The organism is Mariprofundus erugo (assembly GCF_005818865.1).
Lineage (GTDB): Bacteria > Pseudomonadota > Zetaproteobacteria > Mariprofundales > Mariprofundaceae > Mariprofundus > Mariprofundus erugo.
On the sequence record NZ_VBRY01000005.1, the window covers coordinates 21,617 to 44,779 of the forward strand.

General features: G+C 52.7%; 17 protein-coding genes and 1 pseudogene. 9 read left to right on the plus strand and 9 right to left on the minus strand.

All coding sequences use genetic code 11. From position 1 onward, the window contains the following. Nucleotides 1–9: 9 nt before the first annotated feature. The 3 genes from FEF65_RS06160 to FEF65_RS06170 form a co-directional block, all read right to left on the minus strand. On the minus strand, nucleotides 10–513 hold the full coding sequence (locus tag FEF65_RS06160) for a hypothetical protein (protein ID WP_138238935.1): 504 nt from the start codon (nucleotides 511–513) through the stop codon (nucleotides 10–12). 417 nt (nucleotides 514–930) lie between these two features. Then, entirely contained in the window at nucleotides 931–1,422 is a 492-nt protein-coding gene (locus tag FEF65_RS06165; RefSeq protein ID WP_138238936.1) for a hypothetical protein, read from the minus strand. Between the two features lie 207 nt (nucleotides 1,423–1,629). Next, complete coding sequence (locus tag FEF65_RS06170) at nucleotides 1,630–2,691, minus strand: PilZ domain-containing protein (protein ID WP_138238937.1); 1,062 nt, start codon at nucleotides 2,689–2,691, stop codon at nucleotides 1,630–1,632. A gap of 438 nt (nucleotides 2,692–3,129) precedes the next feature. On the opposite strand from FEF65_RS06170, the gene FEF65_RS06175 reads away from it, so the two are divergent. Continuing rightward, the gene (locus tag FEF65_RS06175) at nucleotides 3,130–5,193 is read left to right on the plus strand and encodes a response regulator (RefSeq protein ID WP_161595189.1); all 2,064 of its coding nucleotides are present in this window, start codon (nucleotides 3,130–3,132) and stop codon (nucleotides 5,191–5,193) included. 725 nt (nucleotides 5,194–5,918) lie between these two features. After that, nucleotides 5,919–6,593: a Crp/Fnr family transcriptional regulator gene (locus tag FEF65_RS06180; protein ID WP_138238939.1), complete on the plus strand. Its 675-nt coding sequence runs from the start codon at nucleotides 5,919–5,921 to the stop codon at nucleotides 6,591–6,593. Nucleotides 6,594–6,641: 48 nt separating this feature from the next. Here the strand turns inward: FEF65_RS06180 and FEF65_RS06185 are convergent, their stop codons facing one another. Beyond that, nucleotides 6,642–8,177, minus strand: coding sequence for a flavin-containing monooxygenase (locus FEF65_RS06185; protein WP_238701222.1), 1,536 nt, complete (start codon nucleotides 8,175–8,177; stop codon nucleotides 6,642–6,644). A 481-nt stretch (nucleotides 8,178–8,658) separates the two neighbouring features. Here FEF65_RS06185 and serC point away from each other — a divergent pair, with 481 nt between their 5' ends. Continuing rightward, nucleotides 8,659–9,741, plus strand: coding sequence for a 3-phosphoserine/phosphohydroxythreonine transaminase (gene serC / locus FEF65_RS06190; RefSeq protein ID WP_138238940.1), 1,083 nt, complete (start codon nucleotides 8,659–8,661; stop codon nucleotides 9,739–9,741). Nucleotides 9,742–10,037: 296 nt separating this feature from the next. On the opposite strand, the gene FEF65_RS06195 is transcribed toward serC, so the two are convergent. Then, nucleotides 10,038–10,622 carry a YqhA family protein gene (locus FEF65_RS06195; protein ID WP_138238941.1) on the minus strand — a complete coding sequence of 195 codons (585 nt, stop codon included), beginning with the start codon at nucleotides 10,620–10,622 and terminating at the stop codon, nucleotides 10,038–10,040. Between the two features lie 199 nt (nucleotides 10,623–10,821). Between FEF65_RS06195 and msrB the strand changes: the two genes are divergently transcribed. Then, nucleotides 10,822–11,265, plus strand: coding sequence for a peptide-methionine (R)-S-oxide reductase MsrB (gene msrB, locus FEF65_RS06200; RefSeq protein ID WP_138238942.1), 444 nt, complete (start codon nucleotides 10,822–10,824; stop codon nucleotides 11,263–11,265). Then, on the plus strand, nucleotides 11,266–11,796 hold the full coding sequence (gene msrA / locus FEF65_RS06205) for a peptide-methionine (S)-S-oxide reductase MsrA (protein ID WP_138238943.1): 531 nt from the start codon (nucleotides 11,266–11,268) through the stop codon (nucleotides 11,794–11,796). It abuts the gene before it with no gap. Between the two features lie 165 nt (nucleotides 11,797–11,961). Here the strand turns inward: msrA and FEF65_RS06210 are convergent, their stop codons facing one another. Beyond that, a complete protein-coding gene (locus FEF65_RS06210) occupies nucleotides 11,962–12,810 on the minus strand; it encodes an SH3 domain-containing protein (RefSeq protein WP_176582340.1) in 849 nt (282 codons plus the stop codon). 1,035 nt (nucleotides 12,811–13,845) lie between these two features. Beyond that, nucleotides 13,846–15,792 (minus strand): putative bifunctional diguanylate cyclase/phosphodiesterase, encoded by a 1,947-nt coding sequence (locus FEF65_RS06215; RefSeq protein WP_138238945.1) that lies wholly within the window; start codon nucleotides 15,790–15,792, stop codon nucleotides 13,846–13,848. 191 nt (nucleotides 15,793–15,983) lie between these two features. Here FEF65_RS06215 and trxA point away from each other — a divergent pair. Continuing rightward, nucleotides 15,984–16,367: pseudogene (gene trxA / locus FEF65_RS06220) on the plus strand (thioredoxin); the annotation flags it as partial. A 140-nt stretch (nucleotides 16,368–16,507) separates the two neighbouring features. Here trxA and FEF65_RS06225 read toward each other — a convergent pair. Both FEF65_RS06225 and FEF65_RS06230 read right to left on the minus strand, forming a co-directional pair. After that, nucleotides 16,508–17,113, minus strand: coding sequence for a DUF3568 family protein (locus FEF65_RS06225; RefSeq protein ID WP_138238947.1), 606 nt, complete (start codon nucleotides 17,111–17,113; stop codon nucleotides 16,508–16,510). Between the two features lie 83 nt (nucleotides 17,114–17,196). Then, entirely contained in the window at nucleotides 17,197–18,384 is a 1,188-nt protein-coding gene (locus tag FEF65_RS06230) for a methyltransferase (RefSeq protein ID WP_138238948.1), read from the minus strand. Nucleotides 18,385–18,556: 172 nt separating this feature from the next. Between FEF65_RS06230 and FEF65_RS06235 the strand changes: the two genes are divergently transcribed. The 3 genes from FEF65_RS06235 (at nucleotide 18,557) to FEF65_RS06245 (ending at nucleotide 23,008) form a co-directional block, all read left to right on the plus strand. Then, on the plus strand, nucleotides 18,557–18,898 hold the full coding sequence (locus FEF65_RS06235) for a pentapeptide repeat-containing protein (protein WP_138238949.1): 342 nt from the start codon (nucleotides 18,557–18,559) through the stop codon (nucleotides 18,896–18,898). A 164-nt stretch (nucleotides 18,899–19,062) separates the two neighbouring features. Beyond that, on the plus strand, nucleotides 19,063–22,617 hold the full coding sequence (locus tag FEF65_RS06240; RefSeq protein ID WP_138238950.1) for a PAS domain S-box protein: 3,555 nt from the start codon (nucleotides 19,063–19,065) through the stop codon (nucleotides 22,615–22,617). A 55-nt stretch (nucleotides 22,618–22,672) separates the two neighbouring features. Beyond that, nucleotides 22,673–23,008, plus strand: a complete 336-nt coding sequence (locus FEF65_RS06245; RefSeq protein ID WP_202978239.1) for a hypothetical protein — start codon at nucleotides 22,673–22,675, stop codon at nucleotides 23,006–23,008. The last annotated feature ends 155 nt before the right edge of the window (nucleotides 23,009–23,163 follow it).

Genomic DNA, 23,163 nt, shown 5'->3' on the forward strand with positions numbered 1-23,163 from the left:
CGAGCTCTTTTACCTCGGCATGGGCACTCTGTCCGAATCCCTGCCGCTGGAAGAGGTTTTATGCCAATCACCTGCTTCTGTCAGATCGCGAGGCTGGTGATAGGTGACGACATTGTCATGGTGATTGAGAAACCCCCATCCTTTTGTCCGTTTCCCATGGATGAACAGGGTCCATGTTTCGGGTTCTGCATCGGCAATGCGGTGAAATCGGTGGCCGGGTATCCAGTTGAACCAGCGGACGTGGCGCATTTTGGCTGTCCATCCGGCCTGGTCGAGCAGGTTGATGTGACGAACCCACTCTTCGCGGTAGGAGCCGGAAAGCACGATCGACATGGCAATCCGCCAGGGATGATCATGCACTTCCCTGTCGCCATCAGCTGCAATGAATCGATGTAAAAAAGCTGTAAAGCCAAACAGGGAGCCAACGTAATATCGCTCCAGATAAGGTTGTCCCTCCACTTTGATCAGCCGGCAGGGAAGATGCCCCGATAACGCGAATAGCATTTTTTTCATGCTGAAATCCCTCCATGATGCCGCAGACTATAAAAATTGGTGGTGCAGGTCTGTCATCACAGGGGATCTGTTGGCATATCTATGGAGATGCTGATTGATTGCCCTCCTGGCAAACATCAGTTCGCAAAGACAAAAGCGTGACAAAGAGGCAGGAAGCCGACTGGACGGCCAACGGTCGCCCGCAGGGCGAGGGCATGATACCCGGGGCATTTTATCTTTGCTTACAAATCAGTCACTTACGCGCCTGATTGGGTTCACTGCATCCTGCCGCTCACCTGGCGGCCATCCATGGCTCGCTCGGAAGTGCCGACACATCATCGCTTCCCTATACAGGCAAGTGCATTCGTTATCCCGTTTTGCCTGTCGTCTGAGGGGTTATCAGCAAGGCGGTAATCGCCGCCTTGCTGATACATCGGATCAGTACATCGCGATGCTGGATGGCGGACGATGATAGTCGAACGTACCGTTGATCGGCTGTTGTTGATCCGGCAGGGAAACCGAGAACTTGATGTGATACATATCGGGGTCGGCCAGATGAAAGTAATTACCGTAGCTGACCAGTTTGTCGATATGGATCGGCTTCAGCGCTTTTTCGGAGAAGTCGAGGCCCCCCAGGGCTTCCACCCTGGCTTTAACGTTTGCATTGACGATGCGTTTGCCCGTTTTTGCATCGAACATGGCAAACAGCACATAATAGCGCTGATTCTCCTTGTATACCCTGGTGGGAAGATTTAACTCATCGGCTTCATTTCGCGCCATTTGAATCGGTAAAATACCGAAATAGATCGATACGCCATCAATGATCTGGTGACGTCCGGCCTGGTCGGACGTGGCCATCACCGGCGCAGGCATCAGTAAAGCGATGCTTATTCCGGCAAGCATCCATAGCGGGACTGATTTTTTTAACATACGAACCTCCTTGTCGAAGAATGCGGATGCACTCAGGGCTGCAAGAGGTCGGTTCCAAAAAGCCGGCCAGAGCATTCTCCGGCGGTGAGTACAGGGTAAGCCTGCACTGGCAGTGACCAGTATAGTACAAGTCAGACTAAAATAGTAGGTTATTACAGGTCTGATAAAGGAGGGGGGTCAGAACGCCTCAGGGGAAAGAGACTCTGCTTATGATCCGGGGGCTGGTTCATCTGTGCCTTCCTTCATCCACCATGGCATATCGAACAAGCGCAAGCGTTTAATAATCTTCTGTTCCTCGGCAAAGACCTGGCGATAGAGCGCCTGTCGCTGGGAGCTATCGGATTTTAGCTCGATACCAGCCCTGAACCAGGCGCCGGTAACAGACTCCCAGCAGACCAGCCCGGCCAGATCATCAAAATGAACATTGCCGGTTATTCCGAAACTGCATAAAACAGCGCTATCCGTAACCAGTTTGCTGCCGCGTATTCGAATTCCGATGCCACCGCAGGAGATATCGATAATTTCAGCCTGTAATTGATGGATTTCGGTCTTTAGTACGACCTTGAGCGGTGTATCGAGGCGGACACGTAAATCGCGTCGGCGTTCACGTTCGGCCCGTTCAATGGCACCGATTCTGGCTCCGACGCGCCCCTGTTCGAAGCGCTGGGCACGTACATGAAAGTTATACATGCGATCAGGGGTTGAGATCAGGGCGCTGTTCATGCGAGGTGAGACACAAAAGACTCTGGCAAGGTTGTCGTTTGCCTCCATCCAAAGGATACCATCACTGTATTCGATAAATCGGGCACGGGTGGAAACCGGCATTTCCTCGAAGTAGTTATGCAGATAAACCCGGCCGCTCTGCAGCCATTCATGATGGCAGTCCTCCAGCTCTTCATCGCGCGACTCCACGTCCATGCTTTCCCGCCAGTTTCGATCTGCTGCCGTGATGATGGCTTCCTGCAAACTGTTGAAATGCTCGATCGAGCGGGAAAAACGCTCGACCTGACGTGCATCGGATTCCTCACTACCGTGTGTCGCTATCAGTTGCTGAACGCTGATCCACTCGCAGCGGAGCAAGGCTGCCACCAGCTGTCCAACACCAATATTGGATGCCAGCAGTGATGTTACCAACTGGTCTATGCTGCAACTGATCTGTCGCCCGATGATCACATCAGCTACCTGCTGGAGGATACTTGGCTCAATGCCCGGCAATTCTTTGGCAAGCAGCGCCGGCAGCTTTTTTTGCATGAGGTTTGCCGAATTCATCGAGTACTCCTTACTGTTTTCATGTCATAAGCAGCAATGGTGCCATCGGATGCATGCGGTCCTTTGTATGAACCGGATGCGCAGCAACGGCGGCGGCAGGAGAGAGGCATATATGATTCTCAGCACTTTCAGAAACTATTGCGGTTGATCGCTAAGTAAAGGGAAAACATTGATGTTTTCTTTGCGATTTGATGTTGGTCCGGGTGTAAACATGGTCATTTTCTGGTACGCCTGTGCCATAGAAATAAATCATAGATGACAGGCACGTCTGCCATGGCTATGGCTTGCGATTGAAGCGTAAGCCATAGCCATGCGAGGGGACATCTGCTGCCTTGCTGTTAGTTTTATTATCGCGGTTGGCTCACCGATTTTTTGATGTTAGTGGCATGGTAAGTGCTTGTGTTTATGGGGATTGATTTCATGACAAGGATACAGCCAATGACACAAGATGCGAAGAAACGGATTCTGATCGTCGATGATATTGAGGCAAATCTCTTTCTTTTGCGCTTTATGCTGGAAAAGGCGGGGTACCAGGTATGCCAGGCGACGAATGGCGTGGAGGCATTAAAGTGTCTGGAGCTCTCTGCGTTCGACCTGATTATTTCAGATATTCTGATGCCTGAGATGGATGGGTATCAGCTTTGCCACGAATGCAAGCGTCATCCTGTTTGGAAACATATTCCGTTTATTGTTTATACCGCTACCTATACTGCCAAAGAGGATGAGCGGTTTTCTCTCGCACTGGGTGCTGTTCGCTTTTTGCTCAAGCCTGCGACACCAAAGGTTTTGTTGAATGAGGTGAAATCCGTGCTGGCTGAGTGGCATGAGGGGGCACGGCAGGTTGCTGTCTGTGAGATTGATGACAATGCCGAGTATCTCAAGCTCTATAACGAGCGACTGATTCACAAACTGGAAGACAAGTTGATTGAGCTGGAGGGAAAGAACAGGTTGCTCAGCGAAGAGCTGGAACTGCGTAAAAAGGCGGAGTCCAAGGCCATGCTGCTGCTGCAGGCGGTTGAACATGCGGGAGAGTCGGTCATGATTTCTGATCGCAGGGGGGTGATCGAATACGTGAATCCTGCATTTACTGCATTGACCGGATTCGCGAGTGAAGATGTTGTCGGGCAGATGGCCCGCCATCTGGATCCGGAAAGTCGCCATGGCGGATTCAACAAAGAGATCCTGGATACCATCATGCATGGTGAGAGTTGGTATGGCAGGATTAACCAGATGAAGAGAGATGGCAGCTTTTATCCTGCCATGATGACGGTTTCTCCGGTTCTGGATCAATCGGGTATTGTAGATGCCTACCCTCATATCGTTTCCATCCATTCTGATCTGAGCAAACTGGTGGATATGGAAAACCGCTTTTATCAGGCGCAGAAAATGGATGCGCTCGGTACACTGGTTGGTGGTATTGCCCATGATTTTAACAACATGCTGGCAGGTATGACCTGCAACCTCTATATGGCCAGGCAGAAGGTAAAAGGCCTGCCCGATGTGGAAAAGAAAATTGCCGATGTCGAGAAAATCTCATTTCGTGCCGCCGACATGATTCGTCAGATGCTCTCTTTTGCCCGCAAGGGCGATGTCGCGATGAAGCCGTTGCTGTTCTCCTCGCTTGTGAAGGAGACCTTACGCTTTCTTGGTCCGATATTGCCGGATAATATCGATTTCCGCCAACATCCGTGCAAGGAGATGCTTCGTGTGGTTGGTGATGCCACTCAGATTCATCAGGTGTTGATGAACCTGATCAACAATGCACGTGATGCGGTCGATGGCGTAAATGCCCCGCGCATCACTGTCAGCATGGAGTCATTTACCGCTGACGATAGCTGGATGGCAGCACATCCATATTTCAGATGTGGTACCTATGCGCATGTCAGCGTGGCGGATAACGGCTGTGGTATTAAGGAAGATCAGATGCAGCATCTGTTCGAGCCATTTTTTACGACCAAGCAGTCGGGTAAGGGCACGGGGCTCGGCCTGGCCATGGTGTACGGTGCAATAAAAATGCATCGAGGGTTTGTCGAAGCCGAAAATAATGCAGAAGGCGGTGCGACCTTCCACATTTATGTGCCACTGGTACAGGCTGCGGATGAGGTTTCTGCCGGGCCAGTCTTCGCAGAGCCGGTGATGACCGGGCAGGGGGAAAAGATTCTGCTGGTGGATAACCAGCGGGACATTGTTGAGCCCGTCAGGGAGTTGCTGGAAATGATCGGTTACACCGTACAGGTGGCTATCGATGGCAGGGAGGCCATTGAGCTGTTCTCCGGGCAGCCATCATCTATCGACCTGGTTATCATGGACCTGGTGATGCCATCGGTGGGAGGGGTAGAAGCCGCACAAGCCATGCGCATGGTTGATCCGGATGCGAAAATCATTTTCTTTACGGGCTATGATGCTGAAGTGCGCCATGATGTGGAAGGCGAGATTGTCCTGGCTAAGCCGTTTACGATAGAAGCACTCAGTCGCCTGATTCGCAGCGAGCTTGATCACTGAGCAGCTCTGATTGATTCAGTGCTTCTGTGCAGGCCATCAACGGACACCACAACTCCGGCAGGAAAGCCCGGATGGGACGCTTTTGCCATGCCGGCTGCTGATGTCTGCCAGGGGAACAATCAATCAGCATCTCGATAATCACATTCCTGGGAGCCTGTCGTACTTAAGCAATCCGTAGCGAGCAGGAGCAAGCCGTTGAAGCCATGGCATGACTTCAAATGGCGCGATAGCAATGTCTGCAAGAAAAAATGTTCCGGGATTGATGAGCATAGTGGTGACTATGCGACAAAAGCCTGGGGCATTTTGGGCCGCTATCCCTGCCGCGCAGTAGATTTGAGTTAAGTCCGACAGACTCCTGGTTATCTGACAGACAGGGTTCTTTGCCGTCACTGTTACAAATGGCGGCAAGGGTGACCGGCTCTCTGAAATGCCAGGGCTGAAGCCCTTATCAACTGATGACAGGCGGGGGAACTGCCTGTGCCTGAGCTCATATCGACACATGACGCCCACCTGCCGTAAGAGGGGGAGAGCCCTGCGGGCATTATGTTTTCCGGTTGAAGGGGGGAAGTTATTGCAAAGAGAACCGGTAATTATTGCCCGTTCTTAAGTGTTCGTTTGCAGGTGAAATTATTAACTATTTAATATTAAACGATTTTGTTTCTTCTTTCGTTTGGCTGACTGCTTGCATTTATCCTCTTCAAGGATGTGAATTAAAAGGAGTTGATATGCAACAGAGTGGAAACGCGAAAGGTGTTGACGGGCTGCAGCAGTGCGCCAATGCGGTGCAGTCGGCTTCGATGAATCATCACAAGGAGCGGATTGACGAGATCATTGAAATGACAGGGGCTATACCGTTATTTGACCGGATCGATAATACGCAGGTTGCAATGATAGCTGAGGAGATGAAAGTCGTTCGCCTGGCGGCCGGCAAACGGTTGTTTTCCGAGGGCGATGAAAGCGGTTACATGTGTTTTGTTGTGTCCGGCAAGCTGGAGGCATTCAAACAAACACGAAGCGGAAAATCTGTCTCCGTTTTGACGTTGAGTCGTGGTCGTACCATTGGCGAGATGTCCCTGCTCGACCATTTCCCGCGTTCCGCCACCGTTGTAACCTGCAGTGAATGCACGTTGCTGGTGATGACGCGCGAGCGCTTCGAATATATTCTGGAAAGACGTCCGCGTGTCGGTACAGCCCTGATGCTGGCGATTTCGCGTTCGCTGAGCCTGAATATGCGGCGGACTATGGGGCAGCTGGCTGATCTTCAGGATTCCGCCAGAGCGGTTACCGCTGCCACAGTCATCAAAGCCGAGCAACCCAGGGCGAAACAGCCTGGCTTTATCGATCAGATCATGAACAGGAAACAATCCGGTCTGCCGCCGTTTATCAGACAGTTCGGTTGACAGAGGCAGGATATGGGCAGGGCGGATATCATGATATCCGCCCTGCGATTACTTCAATAGATGATAGTCACTCAAACGGAACCACTTCCGTGAAAAGATAAATTCTGTCACCGGCTCAGGTGACAGGCTGGTCACCTCTTCGGTCATGTTTCGCCGGTAAAAGGCCGAGCAGGTTGCATTCTGCCAGACGGTCTTTTGCATTTTCGCGCGCATGTTGGCGACATAGGCCGCCTGCAGATCGGCTCTGGCATCGATGGCCCTGATGCCCGGGTCGCGTTTCACAGCCGCAATGGCCTGCACGATGTAGCCGGTCGCGGCCTCCATATAGGAGATCTGCGAGCTGTGACCGGAGCCGGTATTCGGGCCGTTCACCTTGAAATAGTTGGGATAACCGGAAACGGTCATGCCCTTGTAGGAGACGATCTCCTGCTCCCATTCGCTGTTAAGGTTGCGGCCTCCCAGACCGTAAACCTGAAAGGTCAGTGCCCGTTTCATATCCGAATAGGCATAGTAACCGGTGGCGTAAACGATGATATCGAGCGCAATATCCTTGCCGTCCTTTGTCCTGATACCTGTGGGCGTGATGCATTCGATACCGCCGATCTCGACATCAACATTGTCGCGACCCAGCGCCGGCACATATTGATTACTCAGGATCAGACGCCGGCTGCCGAAAGCATAATCGGGGGTCATGTGCGCGCGCAGCCTGTCGTCATCGATGTATGTCTCAAGCTGCTTTTTCAGCTTTTTCAGGTACCCTCTTTTCACCGGCGCCGTGATGGCCGAAATCAGCGGATAGTGGCGGAAGGCGACAAAGCGGATATCGTAGAAGATAAAGATCGCCAGGCGAATCAGGTGCCGGATTCCCGGTAGAGTTCGCAGATAACGCTCAATAGCGCTGAACTGGCGATCTGTGCGCGGCAGAATCCACTGCGCCCTGCCCATAAACAGGGTGAGCCGGGAAACCTTGTCTGCCATGGCCGGCACGATCTGGGCTCCTGAGCAGCCCGAGCCGATCACACCGACGCGCTTGCCGGCGTAATCCACCGTATGATCCCAGTGACCGGCGTGGAAGATCGGGCCATTGAAACTCGCAGCCCCCGGAATATGGGGAATATGCGGATTTGCCAGCACACCGCTGGCATCAATGACAAATCTTGCCGTATAGCGGTCGCCTGATTCGGTCTCGATGTGCCACAGGTAATTGCTCTCGTCATAACTGACGCTGCTGACGGTCTGATTCGTTCTTGCATGTTTGCGCAGCCCGAACTTTTCGATGATGTGATTGGTGTATTCCAGCAGCTCGCTTTGCGGCGAAAAGGTTTTACGGAACGGAAAGGGAATAAAGGAGATCGAGTAGAGGCCGGTTGGCACATCCACCTCGGCACCGGGATAGGAGTTGATCTGCCAGGTGCCGCCAAGCTCCGGGCTCCTCTCCAGCAGCAGGAAATCATTGAACTTCTTTTTCTGTAGCCGGACGGCTGCCAGCAGCCCGGAAAAACCGGTGCCGATAATGAGGGTTTCGACATATTCAGGGCTCTGCTGAGAACGTGTCAACGCCGGGGATGGCATGGCTTCTTTCATATTCGCTGGGGCATTCAATGGGGGTGACCAATCCTTCTAATTGTCGTCAATGCAATGTCTTCAGGGCCATTCAACGCTCCGGATATGAGAAGTGAGAGCATAAGCCAATCGTTTGATTTGCCCACCCGTCCATGGGTACAAGGGGGACCGTCTTTTCGCAGCCCTGCTGGAGAGAACCCTGCTTGTCTCCCTGTTCCGCCACAGGATAACAGCGATGATGAAGTATCAGCAAGAGCGGCCAAAGTATCGCAGCCAGGATAGAAAAGGTGGTTCTTGCCGCAGCAGCATGCATCATAGCCGGGCATGATGTTTTCGTCCGTTTTTTCAGCTGATTTTGCTCGCAGAACTGTACAGGCGATGGCTGTCTGTATTCGCTCATTGAGGAATCGGCATTGCGGGGGTATCTTGTTCGCGTTCGAAAAACTGGCGGGGGCGCAGATCGTCTGTGCCCAGAAATTACCCGGGAAAAGGAATATTAACCATGGCTAGAAAGTTTAACTTTAGTGCAGGGCCGGCAATGTTGCCGACTAGCGTGATCGAGCGCGCGCAAGCTGAGATGCTTGACTGGAACGGGTCGGGAATGTCCGTCATGGAGATGAGCCATCGTGGCAAGGAGTATATGTCGATTGCGGCCAGGGCGGAAGCCGACCTGCGCGATGTGATGGCAATCCCTGATAACTATAAGGTTCTTTTTCTGCAGGGTGGAGCCTCTTCGCAATTCGCCATGATCCCGATGAATCTGGTGGGTGACAAGCAGAGTGCCGATTATATCAACACCGGTATGTGGTCGAAAAAAGCGATTTCCGAGGCGAAGCGTTATATTACGGTCAATATCGCTGCCGACACCTCTGACAGCGGTTTTACCACTGTGCCGAGTCAGGATCAGTTGAAGCTCAATCCCGATGCTGCCTATGTGCACTATACACCGAATGAGACCATCGGTGGTGTTGAGTTCGACTATATTCCGGATACCGGCGATGTGCCTCTCATTGCAGATATGTCCTCGACCATTCTCTCTCGCCCGATTGATGTATCCAGATTTGGCATGATCTACGCTGGCGCACAGAAGAATATCGGCCCGGCGGGACTCACCATTGTGATTATTCGTGAGGATTTGATTGGTAAGGCCTCTGCCGGTACGCCAACCATGTTCGACTACGCTACCCATGCCGAAAACGAGTCGATGTACAATACCCCGGCGACCTACAGCTGGTATGTGGCCGGGCTTGTATTCGAATGGCTGAAGGAGCTTGGTGGTCTTGAAGGCATGGCCGCGATCAACAAGCGTAAGGCGGAAAAACTCTATGCTGCTATTGATGCCAGTGACTTCTACGCCAATCCGGTGGCCATTCATGCCCGTTCATGGATGAACGTGCCATTTACGCTGGCCAATCCGGAGCTGGATGCAGCCTTCCTCAAAGGCGCCTCCGAACGCGGTCTGGTGACACTGAAAGGTCACCGTTCCGTTGGTGGAATGCGTGCAAGCATTTATAACGCCATGCCGGAAGAGGGTGTGGATCTGCTGGTTGCCTGGATGCAGGAGTTTGAACGTAATCAGGGCTGATCTTTAATCAGACCGGACATATGAATAAAGCCCCCTGCCAAAACAGGGGGCTTTTTTATGCCTGTATCGTTGATGTACGCAAGCCTGTTTTAGGGCGATGCTGATTTATTGCCCCCCTGGCAAACATCAGTTCGCAAAGGCAAAAGCGCTGTTTTGCCTTTGCATACACATCAAACATTGGCGCGTTTGATGTGACTTGCTGCATCCTGCTGCTCACCGGGCGGCGGCAAAGCCGTCCATGGCCCGCATGGCATCACCGGACTCATCCGCGGTTCCCTCAGTACGCAGGAGGCTATTTATTTACCATGCACTTTGTGGTCGACCAGTTGTGCGGCGAAAATCACCGTGCCGATAAGAATGACGCCAAGGGAGAACTTCAACAAATCGTCAATCGTGTGAAACTCAATGCTAATCGCCATCTCAAAAAACTTTACAACCAGAATCATCAAAATCACTTTACCCAGGCGGGCTTTCAGATCATCCAGACTGGAAATGGAAAGCATATGTTTAAAAGCACTGCCTTTGGAGTAGGCCCGGTCAATGCGGCTGACATACAACTCATAGATGCCATATGAAAAGATGAGTAACACGATGGCCAGCAGGAATCCGTCAATCACTTCAACAATATGCCCAACCAGATTGGCCCGCATGATACCTCTGGCCTCATGCTCCTGTATTGCGGGATACTCCAGTACCATCTCGGCAACATGAAATACATCGACCGAACCGATGATAAACATACCTGTTGCTGTCAGCATTCCCCCCATCACAGCAATCAGTACCATCCAGCGACCGAACCACAAGCCATCTTCAAATACTATTTCAATATGGGATTGTTCAGACCTTGGCTTGATACCTTCAAGGTTTCTGTCATCTGGCATCTGATTTTCCTCTCTGAGTCGGGGCGATTGAATTTCCGCCGGCATTATAGACAAGTTCAGGCGTATTGCATGGGCCTGCTCCACATCCCTTACATCCGGGGCGGAATGGACAGATCAGGTCACCAACATGTGTCGTGATTGAGGAGCACACATTGCTGTTCTGGACACGGCGTGACCTGTTATAGGATGATCCCTGCTTATGAAATATCAGAAATCAGCGAACGCCATTGCCCGCCTGACGCCCGAGCAGTATCGGGTGACACAGGAAAATGGTACGGAATATCCCGGTACGGGTGAATACCTGCGCAACAGCGAGCCGGGCCTCTATGTCGATATTGTCTCCGGTGAACCACTGTTTGTCTCATCCGACAAGTTTGACTCGGGCTGTGGCTGGCCGAGCTTTACCAGGCCTGTTGAACCGGCGCATGTGCTTGAGTTGCAGGATCGCAGTCATGGCATGTTGCGTGTTGAGGTGCGCAGCCGGGATGGTGACAGTCACCTTGGTCACGTATTTCCTGACGGACCGCAAGAGCATGGCGGGCTGCGGTACTGCATCAATTCAGCAGCACTTCGCTTTATTCATCGGGATCAGATGGAGGCGGAGGGATATGCCGCCTGGCTTGATCAGGTAGAGGAGGGCTGAATGAAACATGAGCGTGCGATTCTCGCCGGTGGTTGTTTCTGGGGGATGCAGGATTTGATTCGCAAGCTGGCAGGAGTGGTTAGCACCCGTGTCGGTTATTCCGGTGGCGATGTGCAATATGCCACCTATCGCCACCATGGCAGCCATGCCGAAGCCATTGAAGTGATCTTTGATCCTGAAGTGATTTCATATCGCAGCCTGCTGCTGTTCTTTTTCCGCATTCATGATCCCACTACCCTGAACCGGCAGGGGAACGATCAGGGATTATCGTATCGTTCGGCCATCTATTATGTCAGTGAGGAGCAGAAGCAGGTCGCCCTCAACCTTATCACCGAGATAGAGGCCAGCCACATTTGGCCCGCAAGCATTGTGACGGAAGTAGCCCCGGCTGGGGCTTTTTGGGAGGCGGAAGCCGAGCATCAGGATTACCTGTTGCGATATCCGGGCGGTTACACCTGCCATTATCCGCGTGCAGGATGGGTACTGCCCGAAGAAGAAGAGGGTGGCAGTCGACAGACGCAGCCACTGTAACGCATATTTTCAGCCGGATGCTGGTGAGTCGCGGGCTGGCAACTCATCAGCATCTCCAAAGTGAATTGATCAGTGATCTCCGGCCATGTTTTACCGGCACAGGGCACTCCTGCAAGCGTTACCCGGTCAATATCCGGTCATAGGTGAGAAGTTGATCGCGCGGTATTATGATGCCTGTTTGGCTTCCTCACTGCTTGCAACTGCTGCATCAGCTTTCCGCCTTCTCATCTGCAGCAGCCAGAACAGTGCAGCCAGAATGACCACGGAGCCAACGCCCCACATGGCAAGTCCCCAATAAGAGCTCTTATGGGGGGTACGGGCCGGTGGCTGCCAGTTACCCATGTCCATGGCGGGAGCGGTGGCTGTGGCAGGATCTGTGGCTGCCATACCGGTATCGATAGCGATTGTGTCAGGGGCAGTGGCTTCAGATGCGACAGCCTCCGGTGTTGAGGCAGTTCCCGGAGCCGAGCTGGTTGCAGCCGGTGTAGCCACGGTTTCTGCCGGTGTGGCGACAGCCATACTGGCCGGGGCGAGATCAGACTGGTGAATCCAGCCGGGATGACCCGTGCTGTTGACCGCAACCCTGACCCAGACATCCTGTTTATCCAGCCAGGTGACAACCTCGTTCTTTTCGACTTTTTCAATCGCCCTGGATGAGCCGGAAGCTTCCGCATGCAGCTTTGATGCTCTGCGCAGCTTGAGTTGCGGTCCGTTGAGAGGTTGCACCACCTCGCTTGTTGGTGGCGCAGATGGGGAGACTGCAGGCGGGGAGGCCTCTCTGGTCGTTGCTGGCATGGATACCGCTTTCAGATAGCTCTGGTGAATCCAGCCGGTACGGCCGTTCTTTTCCATGCGCAACTGGATCCATTCACCCTGCTGATCAAGCAACTGGCCGGTTGCATCGGTCCAGACGATTTCCAGTACCTTGGATGGGCCCGAGGCTTTTACATGCAATTTGGCCGGTTTGAGCAATTTCATGGTTTGCCCGACCTCTGCAGCGCTGGCCACACTCACACAGCTTATCTGCGGCTGAATCGTCAGCAGAGCTCCTGTTGTAAGTAATGCAGCTGTGATCATGAGTGCATGCGTCGACCTCATAAACCTTATCCCTCCCTCAATGCCACTCGCGAAGCCGGTATTCACATTCATCTTCAGTGGTTACGCTGGTACAGAGTTCCCGGTCATGGTGCTTGCCCGGAGGCAGCGGGGGTCGAAGCCGGGAGTAGTTCTGCATAAAAATGATGAAGTGTGGGCTTATTGAGCGGTGAATGAATAGCAGGTGTAGGCCGGCTGGTCAATCTTCCCGGACATTTGGGCAGGGTAATCGTATTAAAAATTCCTTTGTTTCATAGGTCTTTATAAAGCAGCAACAGACCGCAGAAGTAAACGCCGGTGCTCCCGGCGCGCGATAGTCTTTGTTTTTAATAACGCGCAGAGAAAGTCCGGAAATAGTGTGCATGAAGAGGTGCTGATCTGGCCGGAGATTCCATACATCCCGCCACAATCCGGCAGGATCGCCGGATTGGACGGCTTTGCCGCCGCCCGCTGAGCTGCAGGATGCAGCGCGTCAAATCGAGTGCGTAAGCGCCTGATTTGTAAGCAAAGGCAAAATGACCCGGGCATCATCCTCGCTCTGCGGGCGGCCTTTGGCTGTCCAATCGGCTTCCTGCCTCTTTGTCACGTTTTTGCCTTTGCGAACTGATGTTTACCACGAGGCCAATAAATCAGCATCTCTGTTTATGGGGACTGTGGGTGGAAGTCACGCGCAGGGCGAATACAACCACTTAATGCTGTAAGCACTTGCTGTTCTTTGCGGTGAAACGGTTTTAAGTGGCGGCCCTCCTAATGCGATGACTCTGGCCATTTGGGGCTGTCAGGCCAGCTGTGATGCTGCTATCTGTCAACGGCAGGACAGTGCATGGGAATGGCGTGCAGAAGGACATGCTGTCATCATGGGAGTAGCGGAAAGCGGCTCAACAGGAGCTTTGTATTCGGTCTTGCTGCGGGCGGTTAACCTTTATCCGTGCGCTGCGGTGGCGAACGACCGGTTCAGAGGCGAAACCTGCCGCTATCCAGTGATTGGGCCCATATGAGCAATTCATCCGCCGGCAATGCCCGTTTGATTAGATATCCCTGGGCAATATCGACACCCAGTGTGCTGAGTGCCTGCCATGTATCGGCATCTTCCACTCCTTCAGCCACCACGTGCAGATTCAGTGTATGAGCCAGCGAGTAGATGGTGGCGACAATTTTCCGATCGCTTTCGTTGCGCATGTAATCGCGGATGAAAGACTGATCAATTTTCAGCTCGTTCATGGGCAGTTTGCGCAGGTAGGTCAGTGATGAATAGCCGGTCCCGAAATCATCAATCGAAAGACGAATGCCCATGTCGCTTAACCTCTGCATGACCGAGAGGGCGAGATCCGGGTGGGTCATGATATCGCTTTCGGTGATCTCAAGCATAAAATGATGCGCCTGATGCTCATAATACTGCAGACAAGCGCCGATTTTTTCCGGCAGATGCAGGTCAATAAGATTGCGGGCGGAAAGGTTCACTGACATCTGAATATCCAATCCTGCCTGCCGCCACAGCTGATCCTGCCGGGCCGCCATATCGATGGTCATGAAGGTGAGCTCTTCAATAAATCTGGATCGCTCCGCCAGCGGAATGAACTCTGCCGGTGAGATATACCCCTCCCTGTCATCGGGCCAGCGCAGGAGCGCTTCGACACCGCATAATGTTCCATCCTTCAGCGAAACCTGTGGCTGGTAGTGAAGCTGCATGACATGGTTGTCGATGGCTTCGCGCATCCGGCTCAGCAGGTGAACACGGCGCAGTGCTTCCGAGTGCCATTCCGATTGATACAGAAGGTAGCGGATCTGTTCGGTTTTGACCCGCCGGTGTACGGTGCGTGCATGTTGTAACAGGTCGTTGACCGAATGACCGTGCTGCGGATAAATGACCACCCCGAGACGAACAGGGATATTGATCGCTGTTCCGTCAATGATGAATGGCTCCTCCATACATTGCTGGGTCTTGTTGACGACAATGTGAATGCTGGCTTCGTTCACCCCTGACCAGATCATCAGAAATTCATCTCCTTCCAGACGCGCCACCGTATCAACGCCGCGGACAATACTTTTCAGCCGTTTGGCGGCCATTTTCAGGACCTGATCGGATTTATGCTCGCCAAGAAGCGTATTAATCTCGCTGAAATGTTCGATATCCAGATAGCCGAGTGCAAAAGATCCCGAGGCCCGACGGGCTTCTTCAATAGCCTGAGCCAGACGATCCCTGGCCAGGTTCCGGTTGGGCAGATCGGTGAGGGCGTCGTAGAGGGCCAGATACTCCAGACGTTCCAGGTAGCCCATTGCCGTACGTGACTGCTCTCCGAGCTGGACTTCAAGCAGCCGTTCGTAGCGATGTTTTAACTGATTTAATCCGGCGGCGATCAGCGCGAAAAAGAAAAATGTGGTAAAGCCGTAAAGGAGGTGATGGCCACTGTAAGCCAGATGGATCAGCGATTGCCACTGCATGATAGCCAGTACCGTCGTACTGGTAACCAGAGTGGCCAGCCAGTACCAGCCCTGTCGCTGGCCGCTGATAAAAAATGCCAGGAACGGATATAGAAGCACCCAGTAGATGCCTGAGTTCATCATGCCGCCATCGCAGATCAGCCCGAGTGCAATGGTGGTACAGCTGAGCATGATCACATGTTCGCAACGTGATACCTTGTCTGTGGGGGAGAGGCGCAGGCAGCCGATGATTGCAATGGCCGAGCCAAGCAGCGGCCCTGCAACCAGTGGATGGCCCAGCCAAAGATCAACAGCGCCGAATATGAGGGCAGCCGGGACGAAGACCAGCGCGAAATAGCGCACGCCCTTATTGCGCTCGTGAATATTTCTGCTGCTGTCACCGGCTGTGCCGGTCAGGCCTGAAAACATTTGTTTCCAGCGGGTGAACAGCTCTCTGATCAGTAGAAAAGATGTATTCAATTCGATATGACCGTCCTTTACGAACAGGAATACAAGTATCGTGCCATCTGCCGATCATCTTGTGCATCCATGAAAACTTTTGCCTTTATAGGCTGTGTGAGTCCCTGGTCGCCCGGGATGATGTCATGTTTTCAGTATTGATATATTATGATTGATTAATATAATATCGTTTATCTACCAAGGCACGCAGAGGAGAGCTTATGGCAACGATTGAATTGACCCGGGATAATTTTGAGCAGCAGGTATCGGGCACAGGCATGACTGTGATTGATTTCTGGGCGCCGTGGTGTGGCCCGTGCAAAATGTTTGCTCCGATTTTTGAGCAGGTATCAGAACACCGTGAAGATGTGCGCTTTGGCAAGGTAAACACGGAGGAGCAGCAGGAACTGGCTGCGCATTTCGGTATCCGCTCAATCCCGACACTGATGATCATCCGGGAGCAGGTGGTTCTTTTTTCACAGGCCGGTGCATTACCGAAACATGCGCTTGAAGATGTCATCGATCAGGCTGCGGCCGTCGACATGGCACAGGTGCATGCTGATATTGCCGAAGCCTCGAAGAGTCGCCAGGGGTGATGATAGCGGGCGGGTGTCGGGTGATTGTACAAAGCAGCCGATCAAATCGAACGCCTCATTGACCGATCTGCAGGCAGGCAAACCGCGTTTATTTCTTTGCGGAGTGATGGTTGCCATGATGGCCATCAATCAGCATCTCGCTAATTGCTGGCAAACTGGAGTGGATCTCCTTTCAGGTAAGCGGTTTTGCCCGAGGGGAGTTTCATTCTGAACCAGTCGGATTTGCCATTGCGCCAGGTTTCGATGGTGGCGCTCTTACGGTACCAGCCGACGCGGGCCGTTTTGATATCGGCTTTTTCCCTCAGGTTCTGGTAGCCGGCATAGCGGAAGCTTTTCTTCTTTTTGCTGTTGAGGGTCAATTCGGTTTGCACTGACTGGATAATGGATTTCTCAACCGACTCTTCCCGCATGGTGCGCCGTACCTTGACGTTGATCGTGGTGAGTTTTGGCGTCATGGATCTCAGTGTGATCTTGCCGGTCAGATTTTCATCTGTAAATGCAAGCGAGTAGCCCTGTTCCTCAATTTCGACGACATCGACGTCCAGCTTCATGGTGCGCAGGCTGGACTGAATGGCAGCCAATATTGTGTTCGCACTGTAGGGGAAGCTGCGTTCTTCGCCGGCAAGCTGGGTGGCAGCCATTTCCACCAGGGAGCCGGGTACGGCTGAGGCAGCGGTCACGGCCGCGCAGCCATGCAGCCACAGGGCAGAGAGAATAAAGGTCGGAAAAAGGATCAGTCGTCGCATGGGTGAATGTTTGCTGCTCGCGCGGCTGAAAAATGTGCGGTAGCTCACGTTGTCAGATATTTTGTTCTGTGAATGCTTACAGATCAGGGCCGGGCGGCCCCCTGCAGCAGAATATTGCGAGGCGTTAATGTGCGGTCACAGAAGGTGGATATATTGACGAAATATCCATGCGCTTCCAGGTAAACAGCCATATCCATCACCAGCCAGAGCTCAAGTACGCGTTTAAAACAGTGGCGTAACAATTGCAGTCGTACGACCTCATGCCGGCGCTGATATCCGATTTGCTCCCAGTGGCTGAAGTCTGTGGCAGCAGGCAGGTAAAGCTTCTCCCTTGCAGACAGCTTCCGGCAATAGGACTCAAAGCCATCATTGAGCCATGCTTTGGGTACCGGTTTAAATGGCTTGTACTCCATCGGGACAAGTGACTGTCGCAGTTGATGAAAGGCAAGCTTCCATGCTGAATCCTGATCGCGCTTTTCAATCTCATGGTGACGGGCGGTCACGGTTTCATTCACGGCCAGCCGCAGCTCCTCTCTGCTGATGTTGAGTTGAAGGTGGTGATTAAGCGGAGTGTATCTTTGTGCCTGTCCCAGATGATAGCAGCAGGGAACGATGGAAAATCCGGTTGTGTGGCTGTGTGCAAGCCGTTTGACCAGCTCACGGTGCAGGTCACCGCAGGCATGCAAGGCGACCGGGTAGTGGTGATCCAGGTATGGGGCACAGGCATCCGTGCATACATCCACCTGCCTGAACTGCTGTCTGGTTTTGTGTTTGGTGGCGAGTGTGATGCCGTCCCGGATCAGCTGCAGGTCGATCTCAAGCGTTGTCACCGGCTGTTGCCACTGCGTTGATAGCAGGCGTCCAAGATAGCCTTTGCCTCCACACCATTCAGTGATGGCCTGATGCGGATTTTCCATGGACCGGTACAGCGCGCTGATTTGCTGCCATTTCCGGCCGGGCATGCCGGTGTTCAGGTGGGCAGGGACAGGATCCCCGGAAGTTTGTCCGGATTCGGGCAGGGCAGTGAGTGTGCTGATTTGCGCAAGTGGTGGCAGCCAGGCTGAGATGAAAGCGATGCATGCATCCTGGCAAGAGTCGTAATGATAAAGGGTCGCGTCATCCAGGTCGAGCAATGCCTGTGTGAGCTCAGGATGGCTGAAACACCATGCCGGCCGCACTGTTTTGAACGGCTGAGGTTGCCAAAGTGAACTGTGTTCGACGAGAAATTCATCGAGTTGCTGCAGGTGGAGGTCATATGGCATGTGAGTCATGGCGGGGCAATGATAATAGGCATATGCCCTGACGGCTGCAGAAAATCAGAGGGGGATTTGCAGGCAGGGAGGGAGACCGCGCCATCTTTCGATGGCCGTGAACTTGCTAATGTATGTCTGATAACTCAGGAGCATTCCTGATATTCACAGAATATCATGCAGGTGGTGACCGATGGATAACAGACCCAGGGTAAAACACGATCCGCTCAATGTTTTGTTGCGTGAGGAGAAGATCGAAGAGGCCAATGAACTGATCAGGCGCGGTATTCAGCCTGACTTCTCGGGGACCGATTTCAGAGCACTTCATTTACGCGGCCTTTTGACGGAAAACCTTGATTTTTCCAATAGCTATTTTCGCATGGCTGATCTGCGCGGGCTCGATTTCAGAACGTGCAATCTGGAAGGTGCCAGTCTGCATGATGCACATATTACCGGCTGCTATTTTCCGCCTGAACTTTCAGCCGATGAGATTCAGATGTCGGTAAAGCTGGGCACACGCATGCGTTACAGATGATGTCCGGGCTGAGGCGGTGGCGAAAGCGATTGCCGTAACCGTGTGGCCAATGTATAAATCGAGACTGGGGTATGGGGAGGACCGATCCGGTGTGACGGGATTGGTTTCCGGGCTTTCAGGGGAATCACTGAAAATATTTCAGTTGTGAAGGCAGGGAGGTTTGAATGCTCTATCGACGCTGTAGAGGATCTGCAGCGATCAGCCGGATGATCGCCGGGCTGATTGGCAGCCTGTTTTTATGGGTCGCGGGGGTGGTGATAGCAGAGGAGGCTCAATCCTCTTATGTCGGGCGTACCATCACGGTTGGCAGCGAGCTCGATTATCCGCCCTATGCCATGGTCGATCAGGATGGCCATGCTATCGGTTATTCGGTGGATCTGATCAGGGCGGTTGCCCGTGAAGTGGGCCTGAAGCTGATTTTTCAGGTGGGACCATGGAGCGAGGTCAAAGGCAAGCTGGAACGCGGCGAGATCGATGCCCTGCCACTGGTCGCCTACTCGGTCGAACGCGATAAATATTTCGACTTCAGCCGTCCACATATCATCAGTCATGCGGTCGCCTTTATCCGCAAGCAGGATAAACAGCGTTTTCATTCACTGGAGGATCTGCGCGCCAAAGAGGTCATTGTGATGAATGGCGACTCATCCCACGAATATGTCAGATTCAGTCAGTTAACCAATAAAATCACCCTGACCGATACCATCGCCGATGCATTCAGGCTGCTTGCTGACGGGCAGCATGATTTTGTCATTGCTCCCAAACTTTCCGGTCTGATTCTTTTGCAACAAATGGGCATTGCCAATATCGAGCCGTTGGGTCAGCCGCTTGAGGCATACGGCAAGGGCTATGCCTTTGCCGTGCATGAAGGTAACAGTGACCTGCTGGCGGAGTTGAATCGCGGGCTGGTGCTGGTGCAGGCCAGTGGCGAGTATGACCGTATCTATGACCGATGGTTTGGTCATATTGATCCCCGCCAGACTAAATATGCAGCCCTGATAGAAAAAACTCTGATAGTCACGGCCATACTGGTGGTCATCATTCTGTTTGCGGTTCTGTGGAATGTCTCTCTCAGGCGGCAGGTCCGTGCGCAGGTGAAGGATCTGGAGCTCCTCGGCAGTAAATATCAGGATCTGTATGACAATGCGCCGGATATGTTTGCCTCCGTGGATGCTGCTACTGCATGTGTGCTGACCTGTAATCAGACGTTGCTTGATAAACTGGGGTACACAAAGGCGGAGGTGGTCGGACAGCCTGTTTTTCAGCTCTACGATGAACGTTGCCTTGAGGATGTTCATCGGGTCTTTGAAGGCTTTATCAGCTGTGGTGAAGTGGTGAATCAGCAGTTACAGGTCAAATGCAAAGATGGGCGCCTGATTGAGGTGATGCTGAATGCTTCTGCGATCAGGGATGAGCATGGCCATATCATCAGCAGCCGCTCGTCATGGCGCGACATCACCGATCTTAAACGGGCTGAGCAGGAGCGGGAAACATTTTTTGCCCTGCTGCCGGATCTTGCCTGTATTGCGACAACCGATGGTTACTTCAGAAAATTGAATGATACATGGCAGCGGATACTGGGGTATGAAGCCGGGGAGCTGTGCCGCCGACCATATATCGAATTTGTTCATCCGGATGACCGGGAGGCGACGCTCAATGCTTCATCTTCACTGGCCAATGGCGTGCGCATCTTCCAGTTTGTCAATCGTTATCGCTGCAAGAATGGCAGTTATCGCTGGCTGGAGTGGGTATCGGTGCCGGCATCAGACGGGCTGGTTTATGCCGTTGCCCGTGATATCACGGAGCGACGTGAGCTCTATTTGCAACTGGTCCAGCAGCGCAATCAGGCACAGCGCTACCTGGATGTGGCCGGTGTGATGCTGGTTGCCCTGAATCCCGACGGATGCGTGAAATTGATGAACAGAAGAGGGCTGGAGATGCTCGGGTTTGACGAGAGCGAACTGCTCGGCCAGGACTGGTTCACCCACTGTGTACCGGCGTCATCGCGGGAACTTGTCCGGGATGTCTTTAAACGGCTGATGAGCGGTGAAGACGGTGCGTTGAAGTATCATGAGAATGAAGTCATGACCCGCTCGGGTGAGCTGCGAATGTTCGCGTTTCATCATGAGCTGTTGATGGATCACAATGGTCAGGTGACCGGTATGATCTCATCCGGGGAGGATATTACCGAGCGCAAGAGAGCCGAATCACGACTGAAAACACTTTCGCAGGCGATCGAGCAGGCAGGCGAAGGGGTGATGATCACCGATAGTATGGGCGTGATTGAATATGTGAATCCGGCATTTTGTCGCATCTCCGGTTACAGCGAGGCGGAGGCGGTCGGGCATAGCGCCAACCTGCTTGAAAGCGGAGAGCATGATCCCTCTTTTTACAAGGCCATGTGGACGGAGCTGGGCGAAGGCAAGGTCTGGCAGGGGCGCGTACTCAACAGGACACATGACGGGGGTGTATATCCGGTACTATTGACGATTTCGCCGATTCGCGGCGATGAGGGGCAGCTGACTCATTATGTGGGAGTGCAGCAGAGTTTGAAAGAGTATGAGGATATGGAGAATCGCTTTCATCAGGCTCAAAAGATGGAGGCAATAGGGACGCTGGTCGGTGGTATTGCCCACGATTTTAATAACTCGCTGGCCGGGATTATCAGTAACCTCTATCTGATCAAACAGAAATCCACAGATCCTGATATCGTTGGCAAAATTGAAAATGTTGAGTCGTTATCCTTTTCTGCCGCTGCCATGATTCAGCAGCTGCTCAGCTTTTCGCGCAAGGCCGTGGTCAATATGAACACCTTGCAGGTCGCCCCGTTTCTGAAAGAGATAATCAAACTGCATCGCGTTTCAATTCCTGAAAATATTACGCTTGAGCATGCGATTGAAGAGTCCGGCTTGAAGATCCGGGGGGATATTAATCAGCTGCAACAGGTGTTGATGAACCTGATCAATAATGCCCGCGATGCTGTTGAAGGCGTGGCTTCTCCACGCATTACGGTCACCATGGCACGGCAATCATTGCCGATAGCGGGTGCTGCCGCTGAGGATGTGGTTGCTACTGACGATTATGTCTGTATCACTGTGATGGATAATGGTTGTGGTATCGACAGGGCGTATCTCGATCATATTTTTGAACCGTTTTTTACCACCAAACCTGCCGGTAAAGGCACCGGACTTGGATTGGCGATGGCATACGGGTGCATCAAAACACATGGCGGCTGGATTTTTGCCGAGCCGGGTGAGGGGGGGCATGGCACCGCCATGAAAATCTATTTGCCTCTGGTGGATCTGGATGAGGAGCCGGCTATTCAGTCTCATCGGGATGCGGTGGTCGAAGGGCAGGGCGAAACGATCCTGCTGGTGGATGATAACGAGATGGTGCTTGAGGTGACCCGGGAGCTGCTGGAAGGGTTGCATTACCGTGTTTTGACAGCCATGGATGGCGCTCAGGCCATCGAGGTATACAACCGGCATCAGGGTGAGATCGATTTGTTGCTGCTGGATGTGGTGATGCCGAACATGGGCGGGGCAGAGGTACTGACATGGATACGGCAGTCGAACCCTGATGTGAAAGCGCTGTTTGCCACTGGTTATAACAAGGGTGGAGCGGTTATGGTCGGCAATGGATTGCAGGGCGAGCGAATACTCTCCAAACCGATTTCGATCGCTGTGCTCAGTCATGAAATAAGAGATTTACTGGAGAAATAAGGCCAGCATGCCGTGTGGATGTGTTGGTAAATGTTTACTCCACCAGGAGAAGGTGATGCGAATTCAGATATTTACAGCCGTGCTGGCACTGATGCTCATTGGCGGTTGTACTCAGGAGCAACAGAACAAGATCAGTCGCGTGGTGCAGAATTATACCGGTACAGATGGTGTGCTGGAGATTTATGCCGGTGACAAGCTGGTGAAACGGTTTATCAAGATCGACAAGATTTCCACTGCCATCAGTACCAATGGCGATACACCCCGTCCCTATCGATTTGGTTATGGTATTCTCGATAGCAATATGAATATGCAGGCGGATGCCGGTGAGAAAAAGGTCTATTTCGAGTTCAGTGATTACGCCACCAACTATATTTTTTACGGCCACCCGTAGTGCGAAAGCGCTGACGCATGCCGTGCTTTCGTGCATTCCGGATGATGGGCGAAGGCCTGTCAATCATCTGTTTCATCATGGGATGAGTCTCTTTTCGACCACTTGCACTGCTGGCTGCCGGATAGTGAAAACTTCGACTTTGCATTGTTAAATCA

Bases quoted from the DNA above. Each gene is read 5' to 3' on its own strand.
- FEF65_RS06160 (WP_138238935.1), bottom strand. From the start codon at position 513: ATGAAAAAAATGCTATTCGCGTTATCGGGGCATCTTCCCTGCCGGCTG.
- FEF65_RS06165 (WP_138238936.1), bottom strand. From the start codon at position 1,422: ATGTTAAAAAAATCAGTCCCGCTATGGATGCTTGCCGGAATAAGCATC.
- FEF65_RS06170 (WP_138238937.1), bottom strand. From the start codon at position 2,691: ATGAATTCGGCAAACCTCATGCAAAAAAAGCTGCCGGCGCTGCTTGCC.
- FEF65_RS06175 (WP_161595189.1), top strand. From the start codon at position 3,130: ATGACACAAGATGCGAAGAAACGGATTCTGATCGTCGATGATATTGAG.
- FEF65_RS06180 (WP_138238939.1), top strand. From the start codon at position 5,919: ATGCAACAGAGTGGAAACGCGAAAGGTGTTGACGGGCTGCAGCAGTGC.
- FEF65_RS06185 (WP_238701222.1), bottom strand. From the start codon at position 8,177: ATGAAAGAAGCCATGCCATCCCCGGCGTTGACACGTTCTCAGCAGAGC.
- serC (WP_138238940.1), top strand. From the start codon at position 8,659: ATGGCTAGAAAGTTTAACTTTAGTGCAGGGCCGGCAATGTTGCCGACT.
- FEF65_RS06195 (WP_138238941.1), bottom strand. From the start codon at position 10,622: ATGCCAGATGACAGAAACCTTGAAGGTATCAAGCCAAGGTCTGAACAA.
- msrB (WP_138238942.1), top strand. From the start codon at position 10,822: ATGAAATATCAGAAATCAGCGAACGCCATTGCCCGCCTGACGCCCGAG.
- msrA (WP_138238943.1), top strand. From the start codon at position 11,266: ATGAAACATGAGCGTGCGATTCTCGCCGGTGGTTGTTTCTGGGGGATG.
- FEF65_RS06225 (WP_138238947.1), bottom strand. From the start codon at position 17,113: ATGCGACGACTGATCCTTTTTCCGACCTTTATTCTCTCTGCCCTGTGG.
- FEF65_RS06230 (WP_138238948.1), bottom strand. From the start codon at position 18,384: ATGACTCACATGCCATATGACCTCCACCTGCAGCAACTCGATGAATTT.
- FEF65_RS06235 (WP_138238949.1), top strand. From the start codon at position 18,557: ATGGATAACAGACCCAGGGTAAAACACGATCCGCTCAATGTTTTGTTG.
- FEF65_RS06240 (WP_138238950.1), top strand. From the start codon at position 19,063: ATGCTCTATCGACGCTGTAGAGGATCTGCAGCGATCAGCCGGATGATC.
- FEF65_RS06245 (WP_202978239.1), top strand. From the start codon at position 22,673: ATGCGAATTCAGATATTTACAGCCGTGCTGGCACTGATGCTCATTGGC.